This is a genomic window from Citrobacter sp. LJND-P06, assembly GCF_058188415.1.
In genome coordinates this window covers 2,656,571-2,678,380 of record NZ_CP187317.1, presented here as the reverse complement: position 1 = coordinate 2,678,380, position 21,810 = coordinate 2,656,571, and the positions used below count along the sequence as shown (strand labels likewise).

The 21,810-nt window shown below is 52.6% G+C and carries 22 protein-coding genes and 2 pseudogenes; 12 read left to right on the top strand and 12 right to left on the bottom strand.

What is annotated here, in order from left to right:
- Positions 1-35: 35 nt before the first annotated feature.
- Together ACO7SM_RS12855 and ACO7SM_RS12850 are read right to left on the bottom strand one after the other, a co-directional pair.
- Positions 36-1,649: a BCCT family transporter gene (locus ACO7SM_RS12855; protein WP_490467870.1), complete on the bottom strand. Its 1,614-nt coding sequence runs from the start codon at positions 1,647-1,649 to the stop codon at positions 36-38.
- A gap of 256 nt (positions 1,650-1,905) precedes the next feature.
- Complete coding sequence (locus ACO7SM_RS12850; RefSeq protein ID WP_490467869.1) at positions 1,906-2,991, bottom strand: tartrate dehydrogenase; 1,086 nt, start codon at positions 2,989-2,991, stop codon at positions 1,906-1,908.
- A gap of 103 nt (positions 2,992-3,094) precedes the next feature.
- Here ACO7SM_RS12850 and ACO7SM_RS12845 point away from each other — a divergent pair, with 103 nt between their 5' ends.
- Positions 3,095-4,012, top strand: a complete 918-nt coding sequence (locus ACO7SM_RS12845) for a LysR substrate-binding domain-containing protein (RefSeq protein ID WP_192611952.1) — start codon at positions 3,095-3,097, stop codon at positions 4,010-4,012.
- Positions 4,013-4,103: 91 nt separating this feature from the next.
- On the opposite strand, the gene minE is transcribed toward ACO7SM_RS12845, so the two are convergent.
- The 3 genes from minE to minC are packed head-to-tail and all read right to left on the bottom strand — an operon-like array spanning position 4,104 to position 5,916.
- Positions 4,104-4,370: a cell division topological specificity factor MinE gene (gene minE / locus ACO7SM_RS12840; protein WP_003859937.1), complete on the bottom strand. Its 267-nt coding sequence runs from the start codon at positions 4,368-4,370 to the stop codon at positions 4,104-4,106.
- 3 nt (positions 4,371-4,373) lie between these two features.
- The gene (minD, locus tag ACO7SM_RS12835) at positions 4,374-5,186 is read right to left on the bottom strand and encodes a septum site-determining protein MinD (RefSeq protein ID WP_192611953.1); all 813 of its coding nucleotides are present in this window, start codon (positions 5,184-5,186) and stop codon (positions 4,374-4,376) included.
- A 22-nt stretch (positions 5,187-5,208) separates the two neighbouring features.
- Positions 5,209-5,916, bottom strand: a complete 708-nt coding sequence (gene minC, locus ACO7SM_RS12830) for a septum site-determining protein MinC (protein ID WP_490467868.1) — start codon at positions 5,914-5,916, stop codon at positions 5,209-5,211.
- 126 nt (positions 5,917-6,042) lie between these two features.
- On the opposite strand from minC, the gene ACO7SM_RS12825 reads away from it, so the two are divergent.
- From ACO7SM_RS12825 to ycgN, 3 genes are all read left to right on the top strand, one after another.
- Positions 6,043-6,336 (top strand): YcgL domain-containing protein, encoded by a 294-nt coding sequence (locus ACO7SM_RS12825; RefSeq protein WP_192611955.1) that lies wholly within the window; start codon positions 6,043-6,045, stop codon positions 6,334-6,336.
- 69 nt (positions 6,337-6,405) lie between these two features.
- Positions 6,406-7,065 carry a fumarylacetoacetate hydrolase family protein gene (locus tag ACO7SM_RS12820; RefSeq protein ID WP_490467867.1) on the top strand — a complete coding sequence of 220 codons (660 nt, stop codon included), beginning with the start codon at positions 6,406-6,408 and terminating at the stop codon, positions 7,063-7,065.
- A gap of 92 nt (positions 7,066-7,157) precedes the next feature.
- Entirely contained in the window at positions 7,158-7,604 is a 447-nt protein-coding gene (gene ycgN, locus ACO7SM_RS12815; RefSeq protein ID WP_490467866.1) for a cysteine cluster protein YcgN, read from the top strand.
- Positions 7,605-7,813: 209 nt separating this feature from the next.
- On the opposite strand, the gene ACO7SM_RS12810 is transcribed toward ycgN, so the two are convergent.
- The gene (locus ACO7SM_RS12810; RefSeq protein ID WP_490467865.1) at positions 7,814-8,170 is read right to left on the bottom strand and encodes a hypothetical protein; all 357 of its coding nucleotides are present in this window, start codon (positions 8,168-8,170) and stop codon (positions 7,814-7,816) included.
- A 327-nt stretch (positions 8,171-8,497) separates the two neighbouring features.
- Between ACO7SM_RS12810 and ACO7SM_RS12805 the strand changes: the two genes are divergently transcribed.
- Positions 8,498-8,917: a hypothetical protein gene (locus ACO7SM_RS12805; protein WP_490467864.1), complete on the top strand. Its 420-nt coding sequence runs from the start codon at positions 8,498-8,500 to the stop codon at positions 8,915-8,917.
- A gap of 155 nt (positions 8,918-9,072) precedes the next feature.
- Positions 9,073-9,318, top strand: coding sequence for a hypothetical protein (locus tag ACO7SM_RS12800; protein WP_490467863.1), 246 nt, complete (start codon positions 9,073-9,075; stop codon positions 9,316-9,318).
- 129 nt (positions 9,319-9,447) lie between these two features.
- Here the strand turns inward: ACO7SM_RS12800 and dsbB are convergent, their stop codons facing one another.
- Together dsbB and nhaB are read right to left on the bottom strand one after the other, a co-directional pair.
- Positions 9,448-9,978, bottom strand: coding sequence for a disulfide bond formation protein DsbB (dsbB, locus tag ACO7SM_RS12795; protein WP_490467862.1), 531 nt, complete (start codon positions 9,976-9,978; stop codon positions 9,448-9,450).
- A 144-nt stretch (positions 9,979-10,122) separates the two neighbouring features.
- Positions 10,123-11,664 carry a Na(+)/H(+) antiporter NhaB gene (gene nhaB, locus ACO7SM_RS12790; protein ID WP_203358085.1) on the bottom strand — a complete coding sequence of 514 codons (1,542 nt, stop codon included), beginning with the start codon at positions 11,662-11,664 and terminating at the stop codon, positions 10,123-10,125.
- A gap of 224 nt (positions 11,665-11,888) precedes the next feature.
- On the opposite strand from nhaB, the gene fadR reads away from it, so the two are divergent.
- Positions 11,889-12,608, top strand: a complete 720-nt coding sequence (gene fadR, locus ACO7SM_RS12785; RefSeq protein WP_490467861.1) for a fatty acid metabolism transcriptional regulator FadR — start codon at positions 11,889-11,891, stop codon at positions 12,606-12,608.
- Positions 12,609-12,671: 63 nt separating this feature from the next.
- Here the strand turns inward: fadR and ACO7SM_RS12780 are convergent, their stop codons facing one another.
- Positions 12,672-14,204, bottom strand: a complete 1,533-nt coding sequence (locus tag ACO7SM_RS12780) for a SpoVR family protein (protein ID WP_490467860.1) — start codon at positions 14,202-14,204, stop codon at positions 12,672-12,674.
- A gap of 326 nt (positions 14,205-14,530) precedes the next feature.
- Between ACO7SM_RS12780 and dadA the strand changes: the two genes are divergently transcribed.
- The 3 genes and pseudogenes from dadA to ACO7SM_RS12765 form a co-directional block, all read left to right on the top strand.
- Positions 14,531-15,829 carry a D-amino acid dehydrogenase gene (gene dadA / locus ACO7SM_RS12775; RefSeq protein ID WP_490467859.1) on the top strand — a complete coding sequence of 433 codons (1,299 nt, stop codon included), beginning with the start codon at positions 14,531-14,533 and terminating at the stop codon, positions 15,827-15,829.
- A gap of 12 nt (positions 15,830-15,841) precedes the next feature.
- Positions 15,842-16,912 (top strand): catabolic alanine racemase DadX, encoded by a 1,071-nt coding sequence (gene dadX, locus ACO7SM_RS12770; RefSeq protein ID WP_490467858.1) that lies wholly within the window; start codon positions 15,842-15,844, stop codon positions 16,910-16,912.
- A 68-nt stretch (positions 16,913-16,980) separates the two neighbouring features.
- A pseudogene (locus ACO7SM_RS12765) lies at positions 16,981-17,076 on the top strand (hypothetical protein); the annotation flags it as partial.
- Positions 17,077-17,079: 3 nt separating this feature from the next.
- On the opposite strand, the pseudogene ACO7SM_RS12760 reads toward ACO7SM_RS12765, so the two are convergent.
- Positions 17,080-18,714, bottom strand: a pseudogene (locus ACO7SM_RS12760) (potassium/proton antiporter); the annotation flags it as partial.
- Between the two features lie 151 nt (positions 18,715-18,865).
- A complete protein-coding gene (ldcA, locus tag ACO7SM_RS12755; RefSeq protein WP_490467857.1) occupies positions 18,866-19,780 on the bottom strand; it encodes a muramoyltetrapeptide carboxypeptidase in 915 nt (304 codons plus the stop codon).
- 160 nt (positions 19,781-19,940) lie between these two features.
- On the opposite strand from ldcA, the gene emtA reads away from it, so the two are divergent.
- Positions 19,941-20,552, top strand: a complete 612-nt coding sequence (gene emtA / locus ACO7SM_RS12750) for a membrane-bound lytic murein transglycosylase EmtA (protein WP_490467856.1) — start codon at positions 19,941-19,943, stop codon at positions 20,550-20,552.
- Positions 20,553-20,564: 12 nt separating this feature from the next.
- On the opposite strand, the gene ycgR is transcribed toward emtA, so the two are convergent.
- Positions 20,565-21,299, bottom strand: a complete 735-nt coding sequence (gene ycgR, locus ACO7SM_RS12745; protein WP_490467855.1) for a flagellar brake protein YcgR — start codon at positions 21,297-21,299, stop codon at positions 20,565-20,567.
- 202 nt (positions 21,300-21,501) lie between these two features.
- Between ycgR and ACO7SM_RS12740 the strand changes: the two genes are divergently transcribed.
- Positions 21,502-21,756, top strand: a complete 255-nt coding sequence (locus ACO7SM_RS12740; protein WP_490467854.1) for a GlsB/YeaQ/YmgE family stress response membrane protein — start codon at positions 21,502-21,504, stop codon at positions 21,754-21,756.
- Positions 21,757-21,810 lie beyond the last annotated feature (54 nt).

Here is a 21,810-nt window from a genome sequence, read left to right as displayed (position 1 = left end):
TTTTTTGTCAGTAAGAGGATGTTGGCTCGTGGCGCTCAGTGGTCGCCTTTGAGTATTGTCCCGGCGGGCAGCGTGGGCGTTGATACGGGCGCGCTCTCCTGCGTTTCGGGAAGACTGCTTTCAATTTGATGGGCAGGGACGTGGGCATAGTCCTGCTTTAACCAGCGAATAAAGCCAAAGACCTTCACCAGTAAGATGGCGAGGAACGGAAGCGCTGTCAGTACCACGGTAGTTTTCATTGTTTCCAGCGAGGCACCGGTAAACAAAATTGACAGCGGAATCAGGGTAATGACCACACACCAGAAGAGACGCAGCCCACGTTCAGGATCTTCACCTTCCTGCAGGTTTCGCGTGCTGGTTGCCGCCATGGTATAGGCCACCGCATCCATGTGGGAGGCGAGGAAAATAATCATCACCGCCAGATACGCCGCCAGGAACAGCTTACCGGCCGGGAGTGACATCAGGACTTGCTGCACGGCGGTTTCGCCACCCAGCGTTTGCATAATCTGCGGAACGTTGATCACACCGTTAATAAACTGATGGATGGCATAACTTTCCATCACGCCGAAGAAGAACCAGCAGCCGACGGTGCTGCCGAGGATCAGCGCCCAGATGACCTCTTTAATCTTACGACCACGCGACACGCGGGTCACGAACATCGCTACGCCCGGGGTATAAGAGATCCACCACAGCCAGTAAAACACAGTCCAGTTGCGGGTAAACGAACCGTCGCCAAGTGGGTCAGTGAACAGACTCATTTGCAGGAAATTCTGCGTGGTCAGGCCAATGGCGTTGATGATGCTGTTGGTAATAAACTCCGTTGGGCCAACGATAAGCACCAGCAGCGGCAGCAAAAATGCGCCCCAGCCGACCATTTTGCTCAAACGTTGCAGGCCATTGTTGATGCCAATCCAGGAGCTAAGGCAGAAAATACCGCCGGAAAGCAGGATAACGAAAGCCTGCACCGTGAAGTTATCCGGTAATCCGGTCAGCGCAGACAACCCGCGAGTAAAGGTGGCGGCGGTGACGACCAGAGAGATGGTCAATGCGCCGACGGTGGCAATCAGGAACATCAGGTCAACCAGACGGCCCCAGACGCCTTGCGGGTGCACGCCGGTGATGGCGGCAATAATCCCCGAGAGGCTTAACCCTTTGTTTTTACGCACATGAAAATGGTAGGCCATGATTAATGAGGCCAGGGTATAAGTTGCCCACGCGCTGATCCCCCAGTGGAAGAAGGAGTAGGGGATGCTAAATTCGAGGGCTTTTTGCGAGTTCGGTGCGATATTCAGACCCGGAGTCTGGTAGTAATACGCCCATTCCGCCACGCCCCAGTAGAGCGTGGAAGAACCTAATCCGGCGCAAATAAACATGAATAACCAGGAAAGGGTGCTGTACTCCGGTTTTCCTTCCCCCAGGCGAATATTGCCGTATTTACTGGTCGCCAGATAAATGACCAGTCCCATTGCCAATAGCACCAGAACCTGAACCGCGGAACCGAGCATCCGGGTAACGCCGTTAAAAATAGTGTTTGCTGCTTGCGCAGACTGTTGGGGGAAGAGGCTTAATGTTGCTGCGATAAAAAGGATGGCCAGTAAGCTGATGGCGATCAGCGGCACATCTTTTTTCTTTTTTACATTGCTCAACATGGGTGATCTCCTGGGCGTCGTCGCCCGTATTTGGCATTGGCCTGTTGTTGTAATCACGCTGTAGGGTCAAGACTTGTTACTGCTGAATTAACAATTTAATTATTTGGCTGTTACATGAATTAAACAATTAGCGGATGCGTGAAGCAATAAAACACGGAACGGAAATAATAAAAGGTGAAATGACGCAGGAATTTACCGGGGAGAATGAATAAAAAAAGCCGCGTCAGTGACGCGGCTCTTATTCTGTGGTTTGACCTCAACGCAGGATAGCCTGACAAATGGCGTCACCCACCTGTTGCGTGGAGGCAACGCCTTTCATATCGGGCGTTTTAGGCCCGCTGGCAATCACCTGCTCAATGGCCGCCAGAATGGCATTGTGTGCATTATGGAAACGCTCATCACCATTACCGAGGAAATCCAGCATCATGGCGCCAGCCCAAATGGTCGCAATGGGGTTGGCGATGTTTTTACCGTAGATGTCCGGTGCTGAACCGTGTACCGGCTCGAACAATGACGGGAACGTGCGCTCAGGATTAAGGTTGGCAGAGGGCGCAATGCCGATGGTTCCGGTACAGGCCGGGCCCAGATCGGACAAGATATCGCCGAACAGGTTAGAGGCGACCACCACGTCAAAGCGTTCTGGCTGTAAAACGAAGCGGGCGCACAGTACATCGATGTGCTGCTTATCCCAGCGGATCTGCGGGTATTGCGTGGCCATCGCCTCAACGCGTTCATCCCAGTACGGCATGCTGATGGCAAGACCGTTAGATTTGGTGGCGGAGGTGAGCGTTTTGCGTGGGCGACTTTGCGCCAGCTCAAAGGCGTAACGCAGAATACGATCCACACCGCGACGGGTAAACACCGACTCCTGGATAACCAGTTCATGCTCCGTCCCGGCGTTGACGCGTCCGCCCAGCGAAGAGTATTCGCCTTCGGTATTTTCGCGCACCACGTAAAAATCAATATCCCCCGCCTGTTTTCCGGCCAGTGGACACGGAACCCCCGGGAAGAGACGTACCGGGCGCAGATTGACGTACTGATCAAACTCGCGGCGAAACTTCAGCAGTGAGCCCCACAATGAGACGTGGTCAGGCACCGTTTCTGGCCAGCCGACGGCGCCAAAATAGATGGCATCATAGGACTTAAGTTGCTCGTGCCAGTCATCAGGCATCATTTTTCCGTGATGGGTATAGTACTCACAACTGGCCCATTCGATCGGCTCAAAGCTCAGCGACAAGTCCCAGCGCTCAGCGGCGGCCTGCAAGACGCGAATACCTTCAGGCAGAACTTCTTTACCAATACCGTCTCCGGGAATAGCGGCAATACGATAGGATTTCTTCATACCAGCTCTCACTTATCAGCAACCAAAATTGACTTCCCCTTTATCCTATAATTGACTGATTGATAGTTAATCCCCCTAACTGGTGAAACATAAAACACAGATCATGAATAATCTGCCGCTGCTAAATGATTTACGCGTCTTTATGCTGGTTGCCCGTCGTGCCGGATTTGCCGCCGTGGCGGAAGAGCTGGGCGTTTCCCCTGCCTTTATCAGCAAGCGCGTCGCGCTGCTGGAACAGACGCTGAACGTCGTGTTATTACACCGAACCACCCGACGGGTCACCATCACCGAAGAGGGGGAGCGCATCTACGAATGGGCGCAGCGCATTTTGCAGGATGTGGATCAGATGATGGATGAACTGTCCGACGTGCGGCAGGTGCCGCAGGGTATGCTACGGGTAATCAGCAGTTTTGGTTTTGGACGTCGGGTTGTCGCCCCGGCGCTCTCTGCACTTGCAAAACAGTATCCGCAACTGGAAGTGCGCTTTGATGTTGAAGATCGGCTGGTGGATCTGGTCAATGAAGGGGTCGACCTCGATATTCGCATCGGGGATGATATTGCCCCGAATTTGATTGCCCGCAAACTGGCCACCAACTATCGGGTTTTATGCGCATCGCCAGAATTTCTGACGCAGCACGGTACGCCGAAACAACTTTCTGAGCTGGCAACCTATCCATGTCTGGTCATTAAGGAGCGCGATCATCCGTTTGGGATATGGCAATTGCGTAACAAAGAGGGCGTACACTCGATCAAAGTGACCGGCGCGTTGTCATCCAACCACGGCGAGATTGTGCATCAGTGGTGTCTGGATGGGCAGGGGATTGCGCTGCGTTCATGGTGGGATGTGTGCGACAACATTGCCAGTGGTCATCTGGTTCACGTGCTGCCGGAGTATTATCAGCCCGCCAATATCTGGGCTGTTTATGTTTCTCGTCTGGCGACTTCGGCAAAAATCCGTATTACGGTCGAGTTTTTACGCGGTTATTTTCAGGAGCGTTATCCAAAGTTTAAACTGGAATAAACGTGTCATGCTGAGTTTTTGGCTGGCTATCGAAAATAAAAAAGGCAGAGTTATCTGCCTTCTATAATACATGCGCTATTTGTGCAGAGTGTTATCGGGACTCTTCTGCTTCAGGTAACGTCACGTTAAGTTCGAGGATAGAAATATCGCCGTCTTTTTGTTCAAGCTGCACGGTGACCATTTCCGGATCTATTTGCACATATTTGCAGATAACCTCGAGAATATCCTTTCTCAACTGCGGTAAATAATGCGGCTCGGCGTCACTGCGACGGCGCTCCGCGACAATAATTTGCAGTCGCTCTTTTGCGATGTTAGCTGTACTCTTTTTCCGCGAGAGAAAAAAATCCAGTAATGCCATAACTTATCCTCCGAACAGGCGTTTGAGGAAACCTTTCTTCTCTTCTTCAATGAAGCGGAAAGGACGATCTTCTCCCAACAGACGTTCCACAGTATCTGCATATGCTTTGCCTGCATCCGCGTTGATATCGAGGATGACCGGCTCGCCCTGGTTAGATGCGCGTAATACGGATTGATCTTCCGGAATGACGCCCACCAGTTTGATACGCAGGATCTCAAGCACGTCTTCCATGCTGAGCATATCGCCTTTGTTGACGCGGCCAGGGTTGTAGCGCGTTAACAGCAGGTGTTCTTTGATAGGATCTTCACCATTCTCTGCACGACGTGATTTTGAGGCCAGAATGCCCAGAATACGGTCAGAGTCACGTACCGAGGAGACTTCCGGGTTGGTGGTGATAATCGCTTCATCGGCAAAATAGAGCGCCATCAGCGCGCCGGTTTCGATACCTGCCGGAGAGTCGCAGACGATGAAATCAAAATCCATCGTTTTCAGATCATCAAGCACTTTCGCGACGCCTTCACGGGTCAGTGCATCTTTATCGCGGGTTTGTGATGCCGGAAGAATGAAGAGATTTTCAGTCCGTTTATCTTTGATTAACGCCTGATTGAGTGACGCATCGCCCTGAATCACGTTCACGAAATCGTAAACGACGCGACGTTCACATCCCATGATCAGGTCGAGGTTACGCAGGCCGATATCAAAATCAATAACGACAGTTTTCTTTCCCTTCTGGGCCAAACCTGTAGCGATGGCCGCGCTGGAGGTGGTCTTGCCAACGCCCCCTTTACCCGAAGTAACAACAATAATGCGTGCCATAGAAATTCCTTGTTAAAAGGGATCAATTCAACGGTTGAACTGTCAAAGCGTTCTCTGCGAGCTGCAGACGAGCCGCTTTGCCATAGAATTCTGCTGGGATTTTATCACTCAGCCAATAAACACCTGCGATAGACACCAGTTCTGCCGTCAGATGTGTACAAAAAATTTGCGCTTCCCGATCGCCGTTTGCGCCTGCCAGCGCACGGCCTCTCATCATACCGTAAACGTGAATATTGCCGTCGGCAATCAACTCCGCGCCAGCACTGACGTGACTTGTAACAATCAGATCACATTGTGGAGCATAAATACGCTGGCCGGAACGAACCGGTACATCAATTAATCGCGTTTTTGTGATAGGAGTAACGTTTTGCGGTGGGGGAATGGGCGCAGCGACTTCAACGGGAGCAGAACGAACCACTTTCTCTTTACCCTCGGTCAGTAAAGGGAGGCCCATCCCGTCGATTTCCGCTTTCAGTCGGGCATCTTTGCATCCGCTAACCCCGACAATACGCAGACCGGTGGACGCAACGACCTTTTGTAGAACCGGCCAGTTTACCGGGCTTTCAAGACCGCTGACATTAACCACGACAGGAGCATGTTTTAAAAAAGCAGGTGCCTGCGCGATTTTGTCTTCTAACGCCTGACGAATAACCTCGGGTTCTGCTTCATGCAAATGAACCACTGATAAGGTGAAGCTACTGCCTTTAAGCTCGATTGGCGTGTTTGACATCCTGGCCTTACTCAATTTGCTATTTATCATCTCCAGTGCGGAGCGATATTCCGAAGTCCAGAAGGCATGTTATAGTCAGTATTATATTGAGGCAAGTCGCCATCCCGTTAATTCAGAGTAAAATGTATGTTTTGTGTGATCTACAGAAGTACTAAGCGCGATCAGACCTATTTATATGTCGAAAAAAAAGACGATTTCTCACGGGTTCCTGAAGAACTGCTGAAGGGATTCGGTCAGCCCCAACTGGCGATGATCCTGCCGCTCGATGGGCGTAAAAAACTCGCTAACGCCGATCTTGATAAAGTAAAACAGGCGCTTGCTGAACAGGGCTATTATTTACAACTGCCGCCGCCGCCGGAAAATTTGCTGAAACAGCATCTCTCGGTCGCCGGAGAAAATAAATCAGACGCTAAACGTTAAACTGTATCCGGCCGCGTCATGCCTCGTCGATGCAGTTCCTGAAGTCCACGATTACGTTAGGGGAAAATAATGTATCAACACCATAATTGGCAAGGTGCTCTGCTTGATTACCCGGTGAGTAAAGTGGTTTGCGTAGGCAGCAATTATGCAAAGCATATTAAGGAGATGGGCAGCGCGACGCCGGAAGAACCGGTACTTTTCATCAAACCAGAAACCGCATTGTGTGATCTGCGCCAGCCGCTGGCGATCCCTGCAAACATGGGGTCTGTACATCACGAAGTCGAACTGGCGGTATTGATTGGCGCGACGCTACGGCAGGCGACGGAAGATCATGTGCGTAAAGCCATTGCCGGTTATGGTGTCGCCCTTGACCTCACGTTGCGTGATATTCAGGGGAAAATGAAAAAGGCCGGGCAACCCTGGGAGAAAGCGAAGGGATTTGATAACTCATGCCCGCTGTCCGGGTTTATTCCGGTGACCGAGTTCAAGGATGACCCGCAGAACACCATGCTCAGCCTGAGCATTAACGGCGAAATGCGTCAGCATGGCACGACGGCGGATATGATCCACCCGATTATTCCGCTGATTGCCTATATGAGTAAATTTTTCACGCTGAAAGCCGGTGATGTGGTGCTGACCGGCACGCCGGAAGGGGTGGGGCCGTTACTCAGTGGTGATGAACTGACCGTCAGTTTTAATGGTCAAACGCTGAGCACCCGGGTGTTGTAATCTCTGCTTGCCGCCTTTTTGGGCGGCAAAACTTGCATCAGCCTGCCAGACTGGTTATAAGGTGCAGCTTTATTGCAATGGCGGATACCCGAATGAACGACTTACCCTTCTGGCAACGTAAATCCCTGGACGACATGACCGATGCTGAGTGGGAGTCGTTATGCGATGGCTGTGGTCAATGCTGTTTGCATAAATTAATGGATGAAGACACGGATGAAATTTATTTCACCAACGTCGCCTGCCGTCAGCTCAACATCAAAACCTGCCAGTGTCGTAACTACGAACGTCGTTTCGAGTACGAACCTGATTGCATCAAACTTACCCGCGACAATCTCCCGACCTTTGAATGGTTACCGATGACCTGCGCCTATCGGTTACTGGCTGAAGGAAAGGGTCTACCAGACTGGCACCCGCTGGTGGCTGGTTCAAAATCCGCCATGCACGGTGAGCGTATTTCTGTGCGCCATATTGCGGTGAAAGAGTCCGACGTTGTGGACTGGCAGGATCATATCCTCAACAAACCCGAATGGGCACAGTGAGTCGTTGAAATAAAAGGTATTGCTGCTTACTCGTTTGGTGCGGCAATAAAATTTGGGTTTACTCCAGCACGTAATGCTCTGTACCCAACTGTGTGTCCCGATTGCGTTGATTTTCTCGCTTTGACGACTCCCCGCCTGCATTGGGCGAGGAGCGACAGGTCACGGGTTAATCATCCGTAACGGTCAGTCAGGGTCTGAGCGAATACATTTTATTTGTTTTGCTTACTCTTGCCTTTGCCCTTTGTGGAGTCAGCGTCATGGTGCTCGACCTTGACGTTATAGTCATCATCGTCATCATATTTGTTCTTGTTTTTGTCGTGCCCCTTACCGGGGTTATTGTCGCCGTGGACGCTGCTGTTCCCTTTGTTCTTGCCGCTACAACCGTCGCTGGTGACTTTGACGCCGCCGATTGTGACTGATGAGCACTCATTCTTGTGCTTATTTTTCCACTCATTGATCTCGTCTTCTCGATCCATACTGACCCGAATACCATCGGAATTGATGCTGACGTCTGCCAGGGCAGGCGCTGTCATCAGTAGGGAGAGTAGCAGTGCAGTATTTTTCATTAATAACCTCAAATAATGGGCTCATGCATAGCGCATAAGCCTGTTCAGACAGACATCATGGATAAATAAAAACGCGTACCTTGTTGTTCTCAAACAGCGGTACGCGTGGCGATTTGCCGATAATTGCCCAGCAATGCACGTGGGTCAAGGCAGCACAGCACGATCGGCAACTTCCTCCTGGCCGGTCACTCAACGTACGCGCATTTTTTACTGCTGCCGGGCCTCAACAAACCCGAACGGACACAGTGAGTACCTGAAGTAAAAGGCATTTTCCTTTACCCGTTAGCCCGTATAATAAAGCCATTATTAATTGTTTAATGAGGCGCAATGAAGCTCCGGATCTATTACGTATTCTGCGCAATAACGGCACTTATTCTGCTCGGTGGGCAGTCATTTTTCGGTATTCTGCTAATTACGCCGCGAGAGGTGGGAGGGACGCTATTTGGCGGAATATTTTTGGTTCTGATCTGTTTAGGTGGCTGGCTGCTGACCACCGCCGGTTTGGCCGCGACCATCCTGGCCCGTTTCGCAGGGGCAAGAGTGGCGTTATTGTGCGCCAGCGCTATTCAGGTGATTGCCGGTCTCTGGTCACTGTTCAACTATCCGGATGATGCAGGCGGCAATCTCATCTTCAGTCCTGCGCCAAATGAAATTTACGGGATGATAGCCGTTGTCGGGTTGCTGTTATTCATCAGCGTTTACCTGATTGCACAGAGGCGTCTGCGGCCCAATAACGCCCGGTTTTAACGGTCATATTTTGTGGCAATTTATTTTCATAGCGGATTGAAGAAGTAAGAGAAAAATGGCAAAAGCCAGCACTTTCAATCAAGCAAAAGAATGTGTCTTAAACCTATAATTTTAGAACGTCGTATAGGCGTGATGAATATTTTAGAGGGTTGATAATGAAGAAGTTTGCGTTGATGCTGCTGGCTGCCACCTCCTTGATGACCATTGTTCCTGCGCAGGCTGAAACCCAGCAGGCTGGTCAGCGCCGTGATGCCAGGGAAGTTCGCCAGGATACGCGTCAGGTTTCCCGTGAAATTAAGCAAGAATGCCGCGATGGCGTTGTCGGTAATGCCGATTGCCGCCAGGATCATCGCCAGAACAAACAGGAAGGGCGCGAGAAGGCTCGCGATATCAAGTACTAATCGATGTGTAAGAAAACCCGACCTCAGTCGGGTTGAATATTATCTTGCCCAGTTTGTTTGAGCATTTATCGCTGATCCTGAGATGATGTCCGTTGTCATCACACTCAGCGCTCCCGAAAGAGCGTGATGTTATCGACCGAACAGATCGCGCTTTTTAGGCTTAAACGGCTGGGCAATGACCACCAGAACGGCCACGACGAGATACGCGGCAAAAATCCCCAACAGCCACTGCGGCATTTCCAGCGTTAAAAACTCCCACTGACGCTGTGCGCAATCACCAGAAGCGACGAACACCTGCGGCAGCCATTTGTCCAGCGGCAGCCAGCTCGGGAAGCGCGCCATAAAATCACAGGTCAAGAAGGGCGAAGGGTGAAGTTGGATCATGGTGTGTTCATACGCCAGCTGTAAGCCGCGCCATGCGCTGTAAATCCAAATCACCAGTGCCACATAGCGTAACGGCGATTTTGGCGCAATCGCGCCAACCAGACCCGCGCCCATAATGCCGAATAACGCGCAACGTTCATAAATGCACAGGACGCAAGGCTTAAGCAGCATGACATGCTGGAACCACAGCGCCACCATTTCGAGCGCCAGGGCGGTTAACGCCATCAGTAACCATGCGCCCCGACCCCGGGAGCACTGGTTCAAAAATCGTAACATAATAATTTCCCTGCAACATGCGTAGAGTCGGCAGTGTAAACCAATTCAATTTTGACGCCACTAGCGGAAAATGAAATAAAGTGTAATTGGATAATTATCATGCAAAAAGTGAAACCGAGCAGTGATTTGCTCGGTTTAATGTTATTAAAGTGTAGCCAGCCAGCCTAATTGCGTCATCCATTCTGTTACTGGTGTTAACGTATATTCAATGCAGAATAAACCGACCAGGGTCAGTACTATCGTATACGGTAACGCCATCCAGACCATCCGACCGTAGGAAAGACGAATGAGGGGAGCCAGTGCCGAGGTCAGCAGGAACAAAAATGCCGCCTGACCATTCGGTGTCGCAACGGAAGGCAGGTTGGTGCCGGTATTAATGGCGACGGCCAGCAACTCATACTGATTTAAGCTAACAATGCCACTTTCCATTGCCGCTTTGGCTTCGTTGATATAAATCGTTCCCACAAAGACGTTATCGGAAATAGAAGACAGCAGACCGTTGAAAAGATAGAACAGCCTTAATTGCGTATGCTCAGGCGCCTGTAAAACGAACTGAATAATCGGGGCGAACAGGTGCTGGTCGATAATGACCGCGACCACGGCAAAGAACACGGTCAGCAGCGCGGTAAACGGCAGCGACTCGGTGAACGCTTTACCAATGGCATGTTCATCGGTGACGCCGGTCAGTGAGGTCGCCAGGATAATGACCGACAGACCAATTAATCCCACTTCCGCCAGATGTAATGCCAGTGCGATAACCAGCCAGATACCGATAATGGTTTGCACAATCAGGTTCAGCTTATCCTGACGAGTACGCTGTTTGCGGCTTTGATCGTCAAACTCTTGCAGGATGCCGCGCACTTTTTCTGGCAAGGTTTCGCCGTAGCCAAACCAGCGCATTTTCTCTACCAGTGCGCAGGTTAATAAACCGCAAAAGAGTACCGGTACGGTGACGGGCGACATGCGCAGGAAGAAGTCACCAAAATGCCAGCCTGCGGCTTTCGCGATGATCAGGTTTTGCGGTTCGCCCACCATGGTCATCACGCCGCCTAATGCGGTGCCTACGCCTGCGTGCATCATCAAACTACGCAGGAATCCGCGAAACTGTTCCAGCACGGTTTTGTAGTGTTGGTCGATGTGACTGTCGTCAAGCAGGTCGTTATCTTCCCCACGCGCCGAGGCGACACGGTGATAAATACCGTAAAAACCGACGGCAACGCTGATCACCACGGCGACCACGGTTAAGGCGTCGAGGAAGGCCGAGAGGAACGCCGCCGCAAGACAAAAGGCGAGCGACAGGATGGTTTTAGAGCGGATGTTGAGGAGCAACCGGGTAAAAATGAACAGCAGAAGCTGCTTCATAAAATAGATACCCGCCACCATGAACATCAGCAGTAACAGTACCTCAAGATTGGCGGCAATCTCCTCACGGACGTGTGAGGCGCTGGTCATACCGATGATTACGGCTTCGATCGCCAGTAATCCACCGGGCAGCAGCGGGTAGCATTTCAGCGCCATTGCCAGCGTAAAAATAAACTCAGCGACCAACAACCACCCAGCAACAAACGGGTTGATGATGAATATCAGTGGGTTGACGATTAAGAAGATAATGAGTGCGAGTTTATACCAGTCTGGTGACTGGCCTAAGAAGTTGCGCCATAACGCGCGCCCCCAGGAGATCTCCATGCAGTTTCCCTTACCGTGAAATATGAAATAGCGTTTTTATGTAAGGCGCAAAGCTTACGGGCAGGGGCGCGTGCAGGCAAGTCCTTGTGCAAAGAGTGTGGTGTCGGGAAATGCAGAAAATGAAGCCTTGATCCCTTTTTTCTTTATTATGTCTGCTATCAGCCATGAAACCCGTCTGGTATGATGAGTACAACTATGTTTTGCTGTGTAATGGAAATCTCACTATGGTCATTAAGGCGCAGAGCCCGGCGGGTTTCGCGGAAGAGTACATTATTGAAAGTATCTGGAATAACCGCTTCCCACCTGGCACTATTTTGCCTGCAGAACGTGAACTCTCCGAGCTTATCGGGGTAACGCGTACCACATTACGTGAAGTGTTGCAGCGCCTGGCGCGAGACGGTTGGTTGACCATTCAGCACGGCAAACCGACAAAGGTGAATAATTTCTGGGAAACCTCCGGGCTCAATATTCTTGAGACGCTCGCGCGACTCGATCATGAGAGTGTCCCGCAGTTGATCGATAATTTGTTGTCGGTGCGTACCAACATTTCCACGATCTTTATTCGCACCGCGCTTCGTCAACACCCGGAGAAAGCACAAGAAGTGCTGGCGACGGCAAATGAAGTGGCCGATCACGCCGATGCGTTTTCCGATCTGGACTACAACATTTTCCGTGGTCTGGCATTTGCCTCCGGTAACCCCATTTACGGTCTGATTATTAATGGGATGAAAGGGTTGTACACCCGTATTGGTCGTCACTATTTCGCGAATCCTGAAGCGCGCAGCCTGGCGCTGGCGTTTTACCACAAGCTGTCAACGTTGTGTGAGCAGGGAGCTCACGATCAGGTTTATGAAACGGTGCGTCGCTACGGTCATGACAGTGGTGAAATCTGGCATCGTATGCAGAAAAATCTGCCCGGTGATTTAGCGATTCAGGGCCGCTAAGCGGCTCCCCGAATCATCGGCGAAAAGAGTAACCGGCCCCTTCATGATGAAGGGGCCTTTTTTTTACAGACTGTTCATGCGCGCAGGGCAACGCTCCAGAAGCTCGACGCTTCCGTCCTCATTTTGCTGTTCCAGCATCACATCAAATCCCCATAACCGATGCACATGTTTCAGAACCTCTTTACGCCCCTTGTCCAGCGGCGCGCGGTTGTGCGGAATGTAACGCAATGTCAGAGAGCGATCGCCCCGCAGGTCAACATTCCAGACCTGAATATTCGGCTCCAGATTGCTCAGGTTGTACTGCGATGAAAGACGATTGCGAATTTCGCGATACCCCTCTTCATTGTGAATCGCCGAAATCTCCAGGTAATTGTGTCTGTCGTCGTCCAGCACGGTGAACAGGCGGAAATCACGCATCACTTTGGGCGACAGGAACTGACTGATAAAGCTCTCGTCTTTAAAGTCGCGCATCGCAAAATGGAGCGTTTCCAGCCAGTCGGAACCCGCGATGTCCGGGAACCAGTATTTATCCTCTTCGGTGGGTGACTGACAAATGCGTTTGATATCCTGGAACATGGCAAAGCCGAGCGCATAGGGGTTAATCCCGCTATACCACGGACTGTTGTACGGCGGCTGGAACACCACGTTGGTATGGCTGTGCAAAAATTCCAGCATAAACCGTTCGGTCACTTTGCCCTCATCGTACAGATGATTGAGGATGGTGTAATGCCAGAAGGTCGCCCAGCCTTCGTTCATCACCTGTGTCTGTTTCTGCGGGTAGAAATACTGGCTCACTTTACGCACGATGCGCAGGATCTCTCGCTGCCAGGATTCGAGCAGCGGGGCGTTTTTCTCCATAAAGTAGAGCAGGTTTTCCTGTGGCTCAGACGGATAACGGCGCGCCTCGGCGATGGTTTTCTCTTCTTCGCGTTTCGGCAGGGTGCGCCACAGCATATTGACCTGACTTTGCAGATACTCTTCGCGGCTCTTCTGCCGGGCTTTCTCTTCCTGTAAGGAGATTTTTTGCGGTCGTTTGTAACGGTCGACGCCGTAATTCATCAGTGCGTGGCAGGAGTCGAGCAATTTTTCCACCTCATCCACGCCGTAGCGCTCTTCGCATTCGGTAATGTATTTCCGCGCGAAAATCAGGTAGTCGACAATCGAACTGGCATCCGTCCAACTGCGGAACAGATAGTTGTTTTTGAAAAACGAGTTGTGCCCGTAGCAGGCGTGCGCCATCACCAGCGCCTGCATGGTGATGGTGTTCTCTTCCATTAAATAGGCAATACACGGGTTAGAGTTAATCACGATTTCATAGGCTAACCCTTGCTGACCATGTTTATACAGTCGCTCGGTTTCGATAAATTTTTTGCCAAACGACCAGTGAGGGTAGTTGATCGGCATGCCGACGCTGGAGTAGGCATCCATCATCTGTTCGGAGGTGATCACCTCGATTTGGTGCGGGTAGGTGTCCAGCCTGTAGAGTTTCGCCACGCGGTCTATTTCCGCCAGATAGATATCCAGCAGATCAAACGTCCAGTCGGGTCCATCGCTCAAACGTGTGGTGTCCTTATTCATGGAATCAATCGTAGCCATTCGCGCACCCTCATTGTTAGCGGCGCTCTCTGTCTGGAGCACCTCATCTCAAGCATAGAACACCGTGTTAAAAAGCGTGCTGGTGAGGAAAATTTTTCTTTGCGATTTCACGTTATTGGGATGCCGTATAACGCAGGTGTCACAGCATTTTATGCTGGATAAAAATGACGCGCAGCAGGAGATCCCAAACCAGCAATATGCCTGACATAAGAGACATATGTGAGGTACGTCACCATAAAAAAGCCATATGTTGAATAATATTTTCATCTGAGTTATCAAGATGTAATTAGATGATTGTTCTTTTACCTACTGTTAACGGAGTGGCTATGCGAGTTGTCATACTGGGAAGTGGCGTTGTCGGCGTGACCAGCGCCTGGTATCTGAGTCAGGCTGGACATGACGTGACCGTCATTGACCGCGAACCCGGCCCGGCGCTGGAAACCAGTGCTGCGAATGCGGGGCAAATCTCCCCGGGGTATGCGGCGCCGTGGGCGGCACCCGGTGTTCCATTGAAGGCAATTAAATGGATGTTCCAGCGGCACGCACCGTTGGCCGTTCGCCTTGACGGGACGCAATTTCAACTTAAATGGATGTGGCAAATGTTGCGTAACTGTGACACAAGCCATTACATGGAAAACAAAGGACGCATGGTACGTCTGGCGGAATACAGCCGTGACTGTCTGAAAGCGTTGCGCGCATCAACCGGCATTCAGTATGAAGGCCGTCAGGGCGGAACTCTGCAACTGTTCCGCACCGAGCAGCAGTACGACAACGCGACCCGCGATATTGCCGTACTCGAAGACGCAGGCGTTCCGTATCAGTTGCTGGAGTCCAGCCGCCTGGCGGAAGTCGAACCGGCACTGGCGGAAGTGGCGCACAAGCTGACCGGTGGCCTGCGGTTACCGAATGATGAAACCGGCGATTGCCAGCTATTTACCCAACAACTGGCGCTGATGGCGGAGCAGGCGGGCGTGAAATTCCGTTTCAACACGCCGGTGGAAAAGTTGCTTTATGAGGGCGAGCAGATTTATGGCGTGAAGTGCGGCGAGGAAATTATTAAGGCCGATGCGTATGTGATGGCGTTTGGCTCTTACTCGACGGCGATGCTGAAAGGGATTGTCGATATTCCTGTTTATCCGCTAAAAGGCTATTCGCTGACCATTCCGGTGGCGCAGGAGGATGGCGCGCCGGTGTCTACGATCCTTGATGAAACCTACAAAATTGCGATTACCCGTTTTGATAACCGCATCCGTGTGGGCGGGATGGCGGAAATAGTGGGCTTTAATACCGAACTGCTGCAACCGCGTCGCGAAACCCTGGAGATGGTCGTACGCGATCTCTTCCCACGCGGCGGGCATGTTGAACAGGCTACGTTCTGGACTGGGCTGCGACCGATGACGCCAGACGGTACGCCAGTCGTCGGGCGTACCCACTTCAAAAATCTGTGGCTGAACACCGGACACGGCACGCTGGGGTGGACGATGGCCTGTGGCTCGGGGCAATTGCTGAGCGACATTCTTTCCGGGCGGACGCCGGCTATCCCTTACGATGACCTGAGCGTTGCGCGTTACCAGCCGGGATTTACCCCCTCACGTCCACGACATTTGCATGGCGCACATAGCTAATAAGGAATCCGGATGACTCGTCCTATACTGGCCAGCCTTGACCTGCAGGCGATGAAACAAAACCTGGGGATTGCGCGCCAGGCAGCACCGAACTCCCGTATCTGGTCGGTGGTAAAGGCCAATGCGTATGGGCATGGCATTGATCGCGTCTGGTCGGCTCTGGGCGCGACCGACGGCTTTGCCTTGCTCAATCTGGAGGAAGCGGTCACCCTGCGGGAACGCGGCTGGAAAGGGCCGATACTGATGCTGGAAGGTTTTTTCCACGCAGAGGATCTGGCGTTGTACGACAAATATCGTCTGACGACCAGCGTACACAGCAACTGGCAGTTGAAGGCGCTACAGAATGCCCGATTAAACGCGCCGCTGGATGTCTATCTGAAGGTCAATACCGGCATGAACCGCCTGGGGTTTCTGCCGGAAAGAGTGCAAACCGTCTGGCAGCAACTGCGTGCGTTGCCGAATGTCGGCGAAATGACGCTGATGTCGCACTTTGCGGATGCCGAGCATCCGGACGGCATCCGTGACGCCATGGCCCGGGTATCTCAGGCCACGGAAGGACTGGAGTGCCGTCGCTCGTTGTCCAACTCGGCGGCCACGCTCTGGCATCCTGAGGCGCATTGTGACTGGGTGCGCCCGGGTATCATTCTGTATGGCGCGTCGCCGTCAGGAGAGTGGCAGGATATCGCCAATACCGGGCTGAAGCCGGTGATGACCCTTCGCAGCGAAATCATTGGCGTACAGACCCTGAAAGCAGGCGATCGGGTGGGGTATGGCGGGCGTTATACCGCCCGTGGCGAACAGCGCATCGGTATTGTCGCTGCCGGTTATGCGGACGGCTATCCGCGCCATGCGCCGAGCGGAACCCCCGTTCTTGTCGACGGTGTACGCACGGGAACGGTGGGGACGGTATCAATGGATATGCTGGCGGTGGATCTCACGCCGTGTCCGCAGGCGGGGATTGGCACACCGGTGGAGTTGTGGGGCAAAGAGATAAAAATTGACGACGTTGCCAGTGCGGCAGGCACGGTGGGCTATGAGTTAATGTGCGCGTTAGCGCTACGTGTACCGGTTGTGACGGTGTAACGTTTCGTGCCGCCGGATGACGATGCTGAGGCGTATCATCCGGCCTATCACCAGATGCCCGTTGCCGGATTAGCGTTAGCGACATCCGGCAACGGGTTCTGTTATTCCGCTTCATCCTCCGCGACACGCACACCGACCTTCAGTACCGCATTGTCTTCTTTTTCCGCCACTGTCCAGATCATGCCAGCAAACTCCACCTGGTCACCCACCACCGGGGCGGCGCCAAGCAATTGCTGAACAATTTCACCCAGCGTCTGCTGCTTATCGCGGTACTCTGTGCCATCGTCCAGCCCGTAAATCAGCGCCACATCAGCATATTTGGCGCTGGCTTCCAGAATAAAGTCGCCGAAGAAGCGCTGATCCAACGCCACGGGCGGCGACTCGCTGAACAGTTTCCCCAATGCGGGCAGGTCACGCTCGCGGCCAATCACGCACAGAACGTCGCCTTCACGCAGGCGAGTACTGCCGGTTGGATGAAACAGGGCATTATCGCGAAACAGGGCGGCAATGCGGGTATCCTCTGGCATGTGCAGATCGCGCAGCGCCGCGCCAACGCACCATTTGTCGGCGCTAAGCTGATAAACAAACTGCTCCCAGGGGTTTTCCGGGTGGATGTCCAGCCCCATGCGAGAGACGGGCCAACCGACAGGGGGAACCACCACTTTGGCTTTTTTGGCCGCCCAGGCGAGCGACGTGCCCTGAAGCAGCAGGGAGATCAGCACCACGAAGAACGCGACATTAAAGAACAACCGCGCATTCTCCAGTCCGGCCATCATCGGGAAGACCGCGAGGATAATCGGCACCGCCCCCCGCAGGCCAACCCAACTGATGAACGTCCGCTCGCGCAGATTAAAGCCGCGAAAGGGCAGCAGCCCGGCGAAGACCGACAACGGGCGGGCAACGAAAATCATCCAGGCCGACAATAGCAACGCCGGAACGGCAATCGGTAGCAGATCCGAAGGATTGACGAGCAGCCCCAGCACCAGGAACATGGCGATTTGCGCCAGCCAGGCGAGGCCGTCAAAGTTTTGCAGGATCCCAAACCGGTTGCGAATCGGGCGATTGCCGAGCAGGAATCCACACAGGTACACCGCCAGTATGCCGCTGCCTTCCAGCGCGGTGGTGACGGCGAAAATCAGGATCCCGCCGCTGAGCGCCAGCAGAGGATACAGACCGGTGGGCAGCGATATGCGGTTAATCATCTGTAAAAGCAGGTAGCCGCCGCCTAAGCCGAGCATAATCCCCAGGCCAAACTGTTGGATAATATGGACTGCAAACATCCAGCTCAGACTCGTCTCATGATTCTGGATCATCGCAATCAGCGTAATGGTCAGAAACACCGCCATCGGATCGTTACTTCCGGACTCGATCTCCAGCGTAGACCCCACACGTTCGTTTAGCCCTTTACCGCCCAGCAATGAAAATACCGCCGCCGCATCCGTTGAGCCAACAATAGCGCCAATCAGCAGCCCTTCGATGAGATCAAGGTGAAACAGCCATGCCGCCATCATTCCGGTTAATCCGGAGGTGATAAGAACCCCCACGGTGGCCAGCGATAAGGCCGGCCCCAGCGCAACGCGAAAAGAGCTGGCCTGTGTGCGCATCCCGCCATCCAGCAAAATGATCGCCAGCGCAAGGTTACTGACCATGTAAGCAAACGGGTAGTTATCAAAGGGGATACCGCCCACGCCGTCCACGCCTGCGAGCATACCGATAGCGAGAAAAATAACCAGAATAGGGATGCCGAGGCGGGATGAGAATGAACTTAATAAAATACTGCAGGTTACGAGAACTGAACCCAAAATAAACAGACTAATGATTGCTGCGGCATCCAACGTTCGGTTACTCCTGAATTACGCTGTTTCTTAATAATAAACCCTAACACAAAAACGACAGAAACAGCGCTTTGCTGAAAGCCTGACGGGTCAGGCTCTGCGCTTTCGGACCGATTTTTTACGATTTGAGTACAGGGTGACCCGATATCGTGAGTTGGGTCGTTTCTTTTGTATTTTTCAGTACCGCGTGTGCGCCTAATGGCAGGGTCACGGTGCGTTGCTCATGACCAAAATCCAGACCCGTCATCAGCGGCACGGACAGACGTGAGCGCAAAAAGGCGTATACCGCGTCGAGGCTGTAACCCGCATCATACTCGTTTGGCGTACTGCCGCTAAAGCTGCCCAGCACTATCGCGTTTTGCCGATTTAAAATACCGGCATCAAGCAGTTGCAACAGCATACGCTCAACGCGGAAGGGATGCTCATTAATGTCTTCCAGCACCAGGATGCCGTTTTCAATTTTCGGCATCCACGGTGTGCCGATGAGCGAAATCAACATCGCCAGATTGCCGCCCCACAGCGTTCCTTCGGTCTGACAGGCTGGCCCCAGGCCTTGCCACTCCACGGTATATTGCGCGTTGCGTAGCGCGAGCCAGAAATGGTATTCCGTGAAGGCGTTCATCTCTTCAGCGCCAAAGTTGGCCGCCAGCATCGGGCCGCTAAAGGTGATGACATTGCCCTGGGCGAGTAAACCAGACTGAATGGCGGTAAAGTCGCTGTGCCCGCAGATCAGTAACGGGTTGTGCTGCTGTCGGGCTGTCAGGGCTTGCCAGTCAATGTTCTCCAGCAAACGGCTGGCGCCATAACCGCCACGCACCGGCATCACAATCGTATCGGCCGTGGTCAGGCTGGCGAGGGAATTAACGTCGTCCAGCCGTTCTGCTTCCGTTCCGGCAAAGCGCTGTTCACGGCGATGGATGACGGCGGCGTTATTTACCTGATGCCCCGTTTCCCTAAGACGCGTAAGCCCGCGTAATGCGGCTTGTTGGTTGATGCAGTAGCCCGATGGCGCAATTAAATGAAACAAAGACATGGCAATTCCTTGCTGACAATAGAATGCAAATGTATATCATGCCGCATATATTAGAACGTTTTGCCGGATAGCGCTTTGCTTATCCGGCCTGCTGAAGTTTCAGCGTAACGTTGTGTTGTTGTCACCTCAACGATGGATTCCGGCGAAAAGGATAGACGAAGTGAAATTGAGATGGTTTGCATTTTTAATCGTGTTACTGGCGGGTTGTAGTTCAAAGCAGGATTATAAAAATCCGCCCTGGAATGCGGAAGTTCCGGTCAAACGCGCGATGCAATGGATGCCGATCAGCGAAAAAGCCGGTGCGGCCTGGGGCGTGGACCCGAAGCTTATCACTGCGATTATCGCGATTGAGTCCGGCGGTAATCCTAATGCGGTCAGTAAATCGAATGCCGTAGGATTGATGCAGTTGAAAGCCTCTACCTCCGGGCGGGATGTCTATCGCCGGATGGGGTGGAGCGGCGAGCCGTCGACCAGCGAGTTGAAAAACCCGGAACGTAATATCTCCATGGGCGCCGCCTATTTGAGTATTCTGGAAAACGGGCCGCTGGCCGGCATCGAAGATCCGCAGGTGATGCAATACGCGCTGGTGGTTTCCTACGCGAACGGGGCTGGCGCGCTGCTGCGTACCTTCTCCTCTGACCGGAAAAAAGCTGTCAGCAAGATCAACGATCTTGACCCTGATGAGTTTATCGACCATGTTGCCGATAACCATCCTGCGCCACAGGCACCGCGCTACATCTGGAAACTTCAGCAAGCGCTGAATGCCATGTAACCGGGACTGATGTTACTCGCGCACTTTATTCGCTTTTTCCCGCGCTTCGCGCTCCAGCGAAAAGATAATCCGCTGTAATTGCCGCTCCACCGCCGGGCTGACGTTAAGAAAACGCAGACTCAGGCGGGGAGTGGTGATTGTTTCATTTTTCCCGTCGATCACTTTACGCTCGCTAATCGAGATGAGCTGCGCGTCAAAATGGAAAATGCCCCATTCGCCCATGTTGAGTTCAATCTGAGAAAATCGCATTCCCTCTTTTAACCCTTCGGGTTTCGCGCCTTCCAGCAGTGCACCCATGCCCCCGAGAGAGAGATCGAATAAGCGAAAACGCAGCGTGCTGTTGTCCGGCATTTTTGCTGAGCAGATGTAGGGAGGATGCAGCGGGGCGCAGATACGGAAATATTCGCGTCGTTGTACGAACCACAGCGCGGGCGGTAGCGCAGTGATAAATGCCGGAAGCTGTTGGTATTCACCGCTCTGCAACTGCGGTAGCGTAAATTCGACTTTTGCGCCCTGAGTTTCGGCGGTAATGGTGATGTGTCTGGCGCGCTGAGCCGCGAGGTTTTCATTCTCCTGACTGCCGAAATCCATCACCAGACTCTCCGGGCTGACCGCGAGAATTTTGCTGATGAACTGGCCTCCTGACCACGAAATGCGCAACGGAACCTGATGTTTATTGAGATCACGAAGAACGCCTAACACCGCCAATGGATTTTGTTTCAGGAACTGCTCATGGTAATGACTCACGCCTAATGACTCCTGGATACCTGACAGACTGTCGTCAGTTATCGGCATCGCGCGACAGAACTTAATACAAATGGGTGAAATTTTTTTTCAAACTGAACGAATTAAGGCGGCGTCCAAAAGCGCAGAATCGTGGCTTGCCTATACTTAGGGTGCGAGTGCAAGAACGTCTTGCGCATGCGTTCACTGGAAAGAGGGCCTGAAAATGGGAATTATTGCCTGGATTGTTTTTGGTCTGATTGCAGGTGTTATCGCCAAACTGATCATGCCGGGCCGTGATGGTGGAGGTTTTATCCTGACCTGCATTCTCGGTATCGTGGGTGCGGTTGTCGGTGGATGGTTGGCGACCATGTTTGGTATTGGCGGCAGTATCAGTGGATTCAATTTTAATAGTTTCCTGGTGGCCGTCGTTGGTGCGATTCTTGTGCTGGGCGTCTTTCGACTCCTGCGGCGAAATTAACAGAACGGCTCCTGCGGGGGCCGTTTTTCTTTCTGCTGGTTCCATAACTACGTG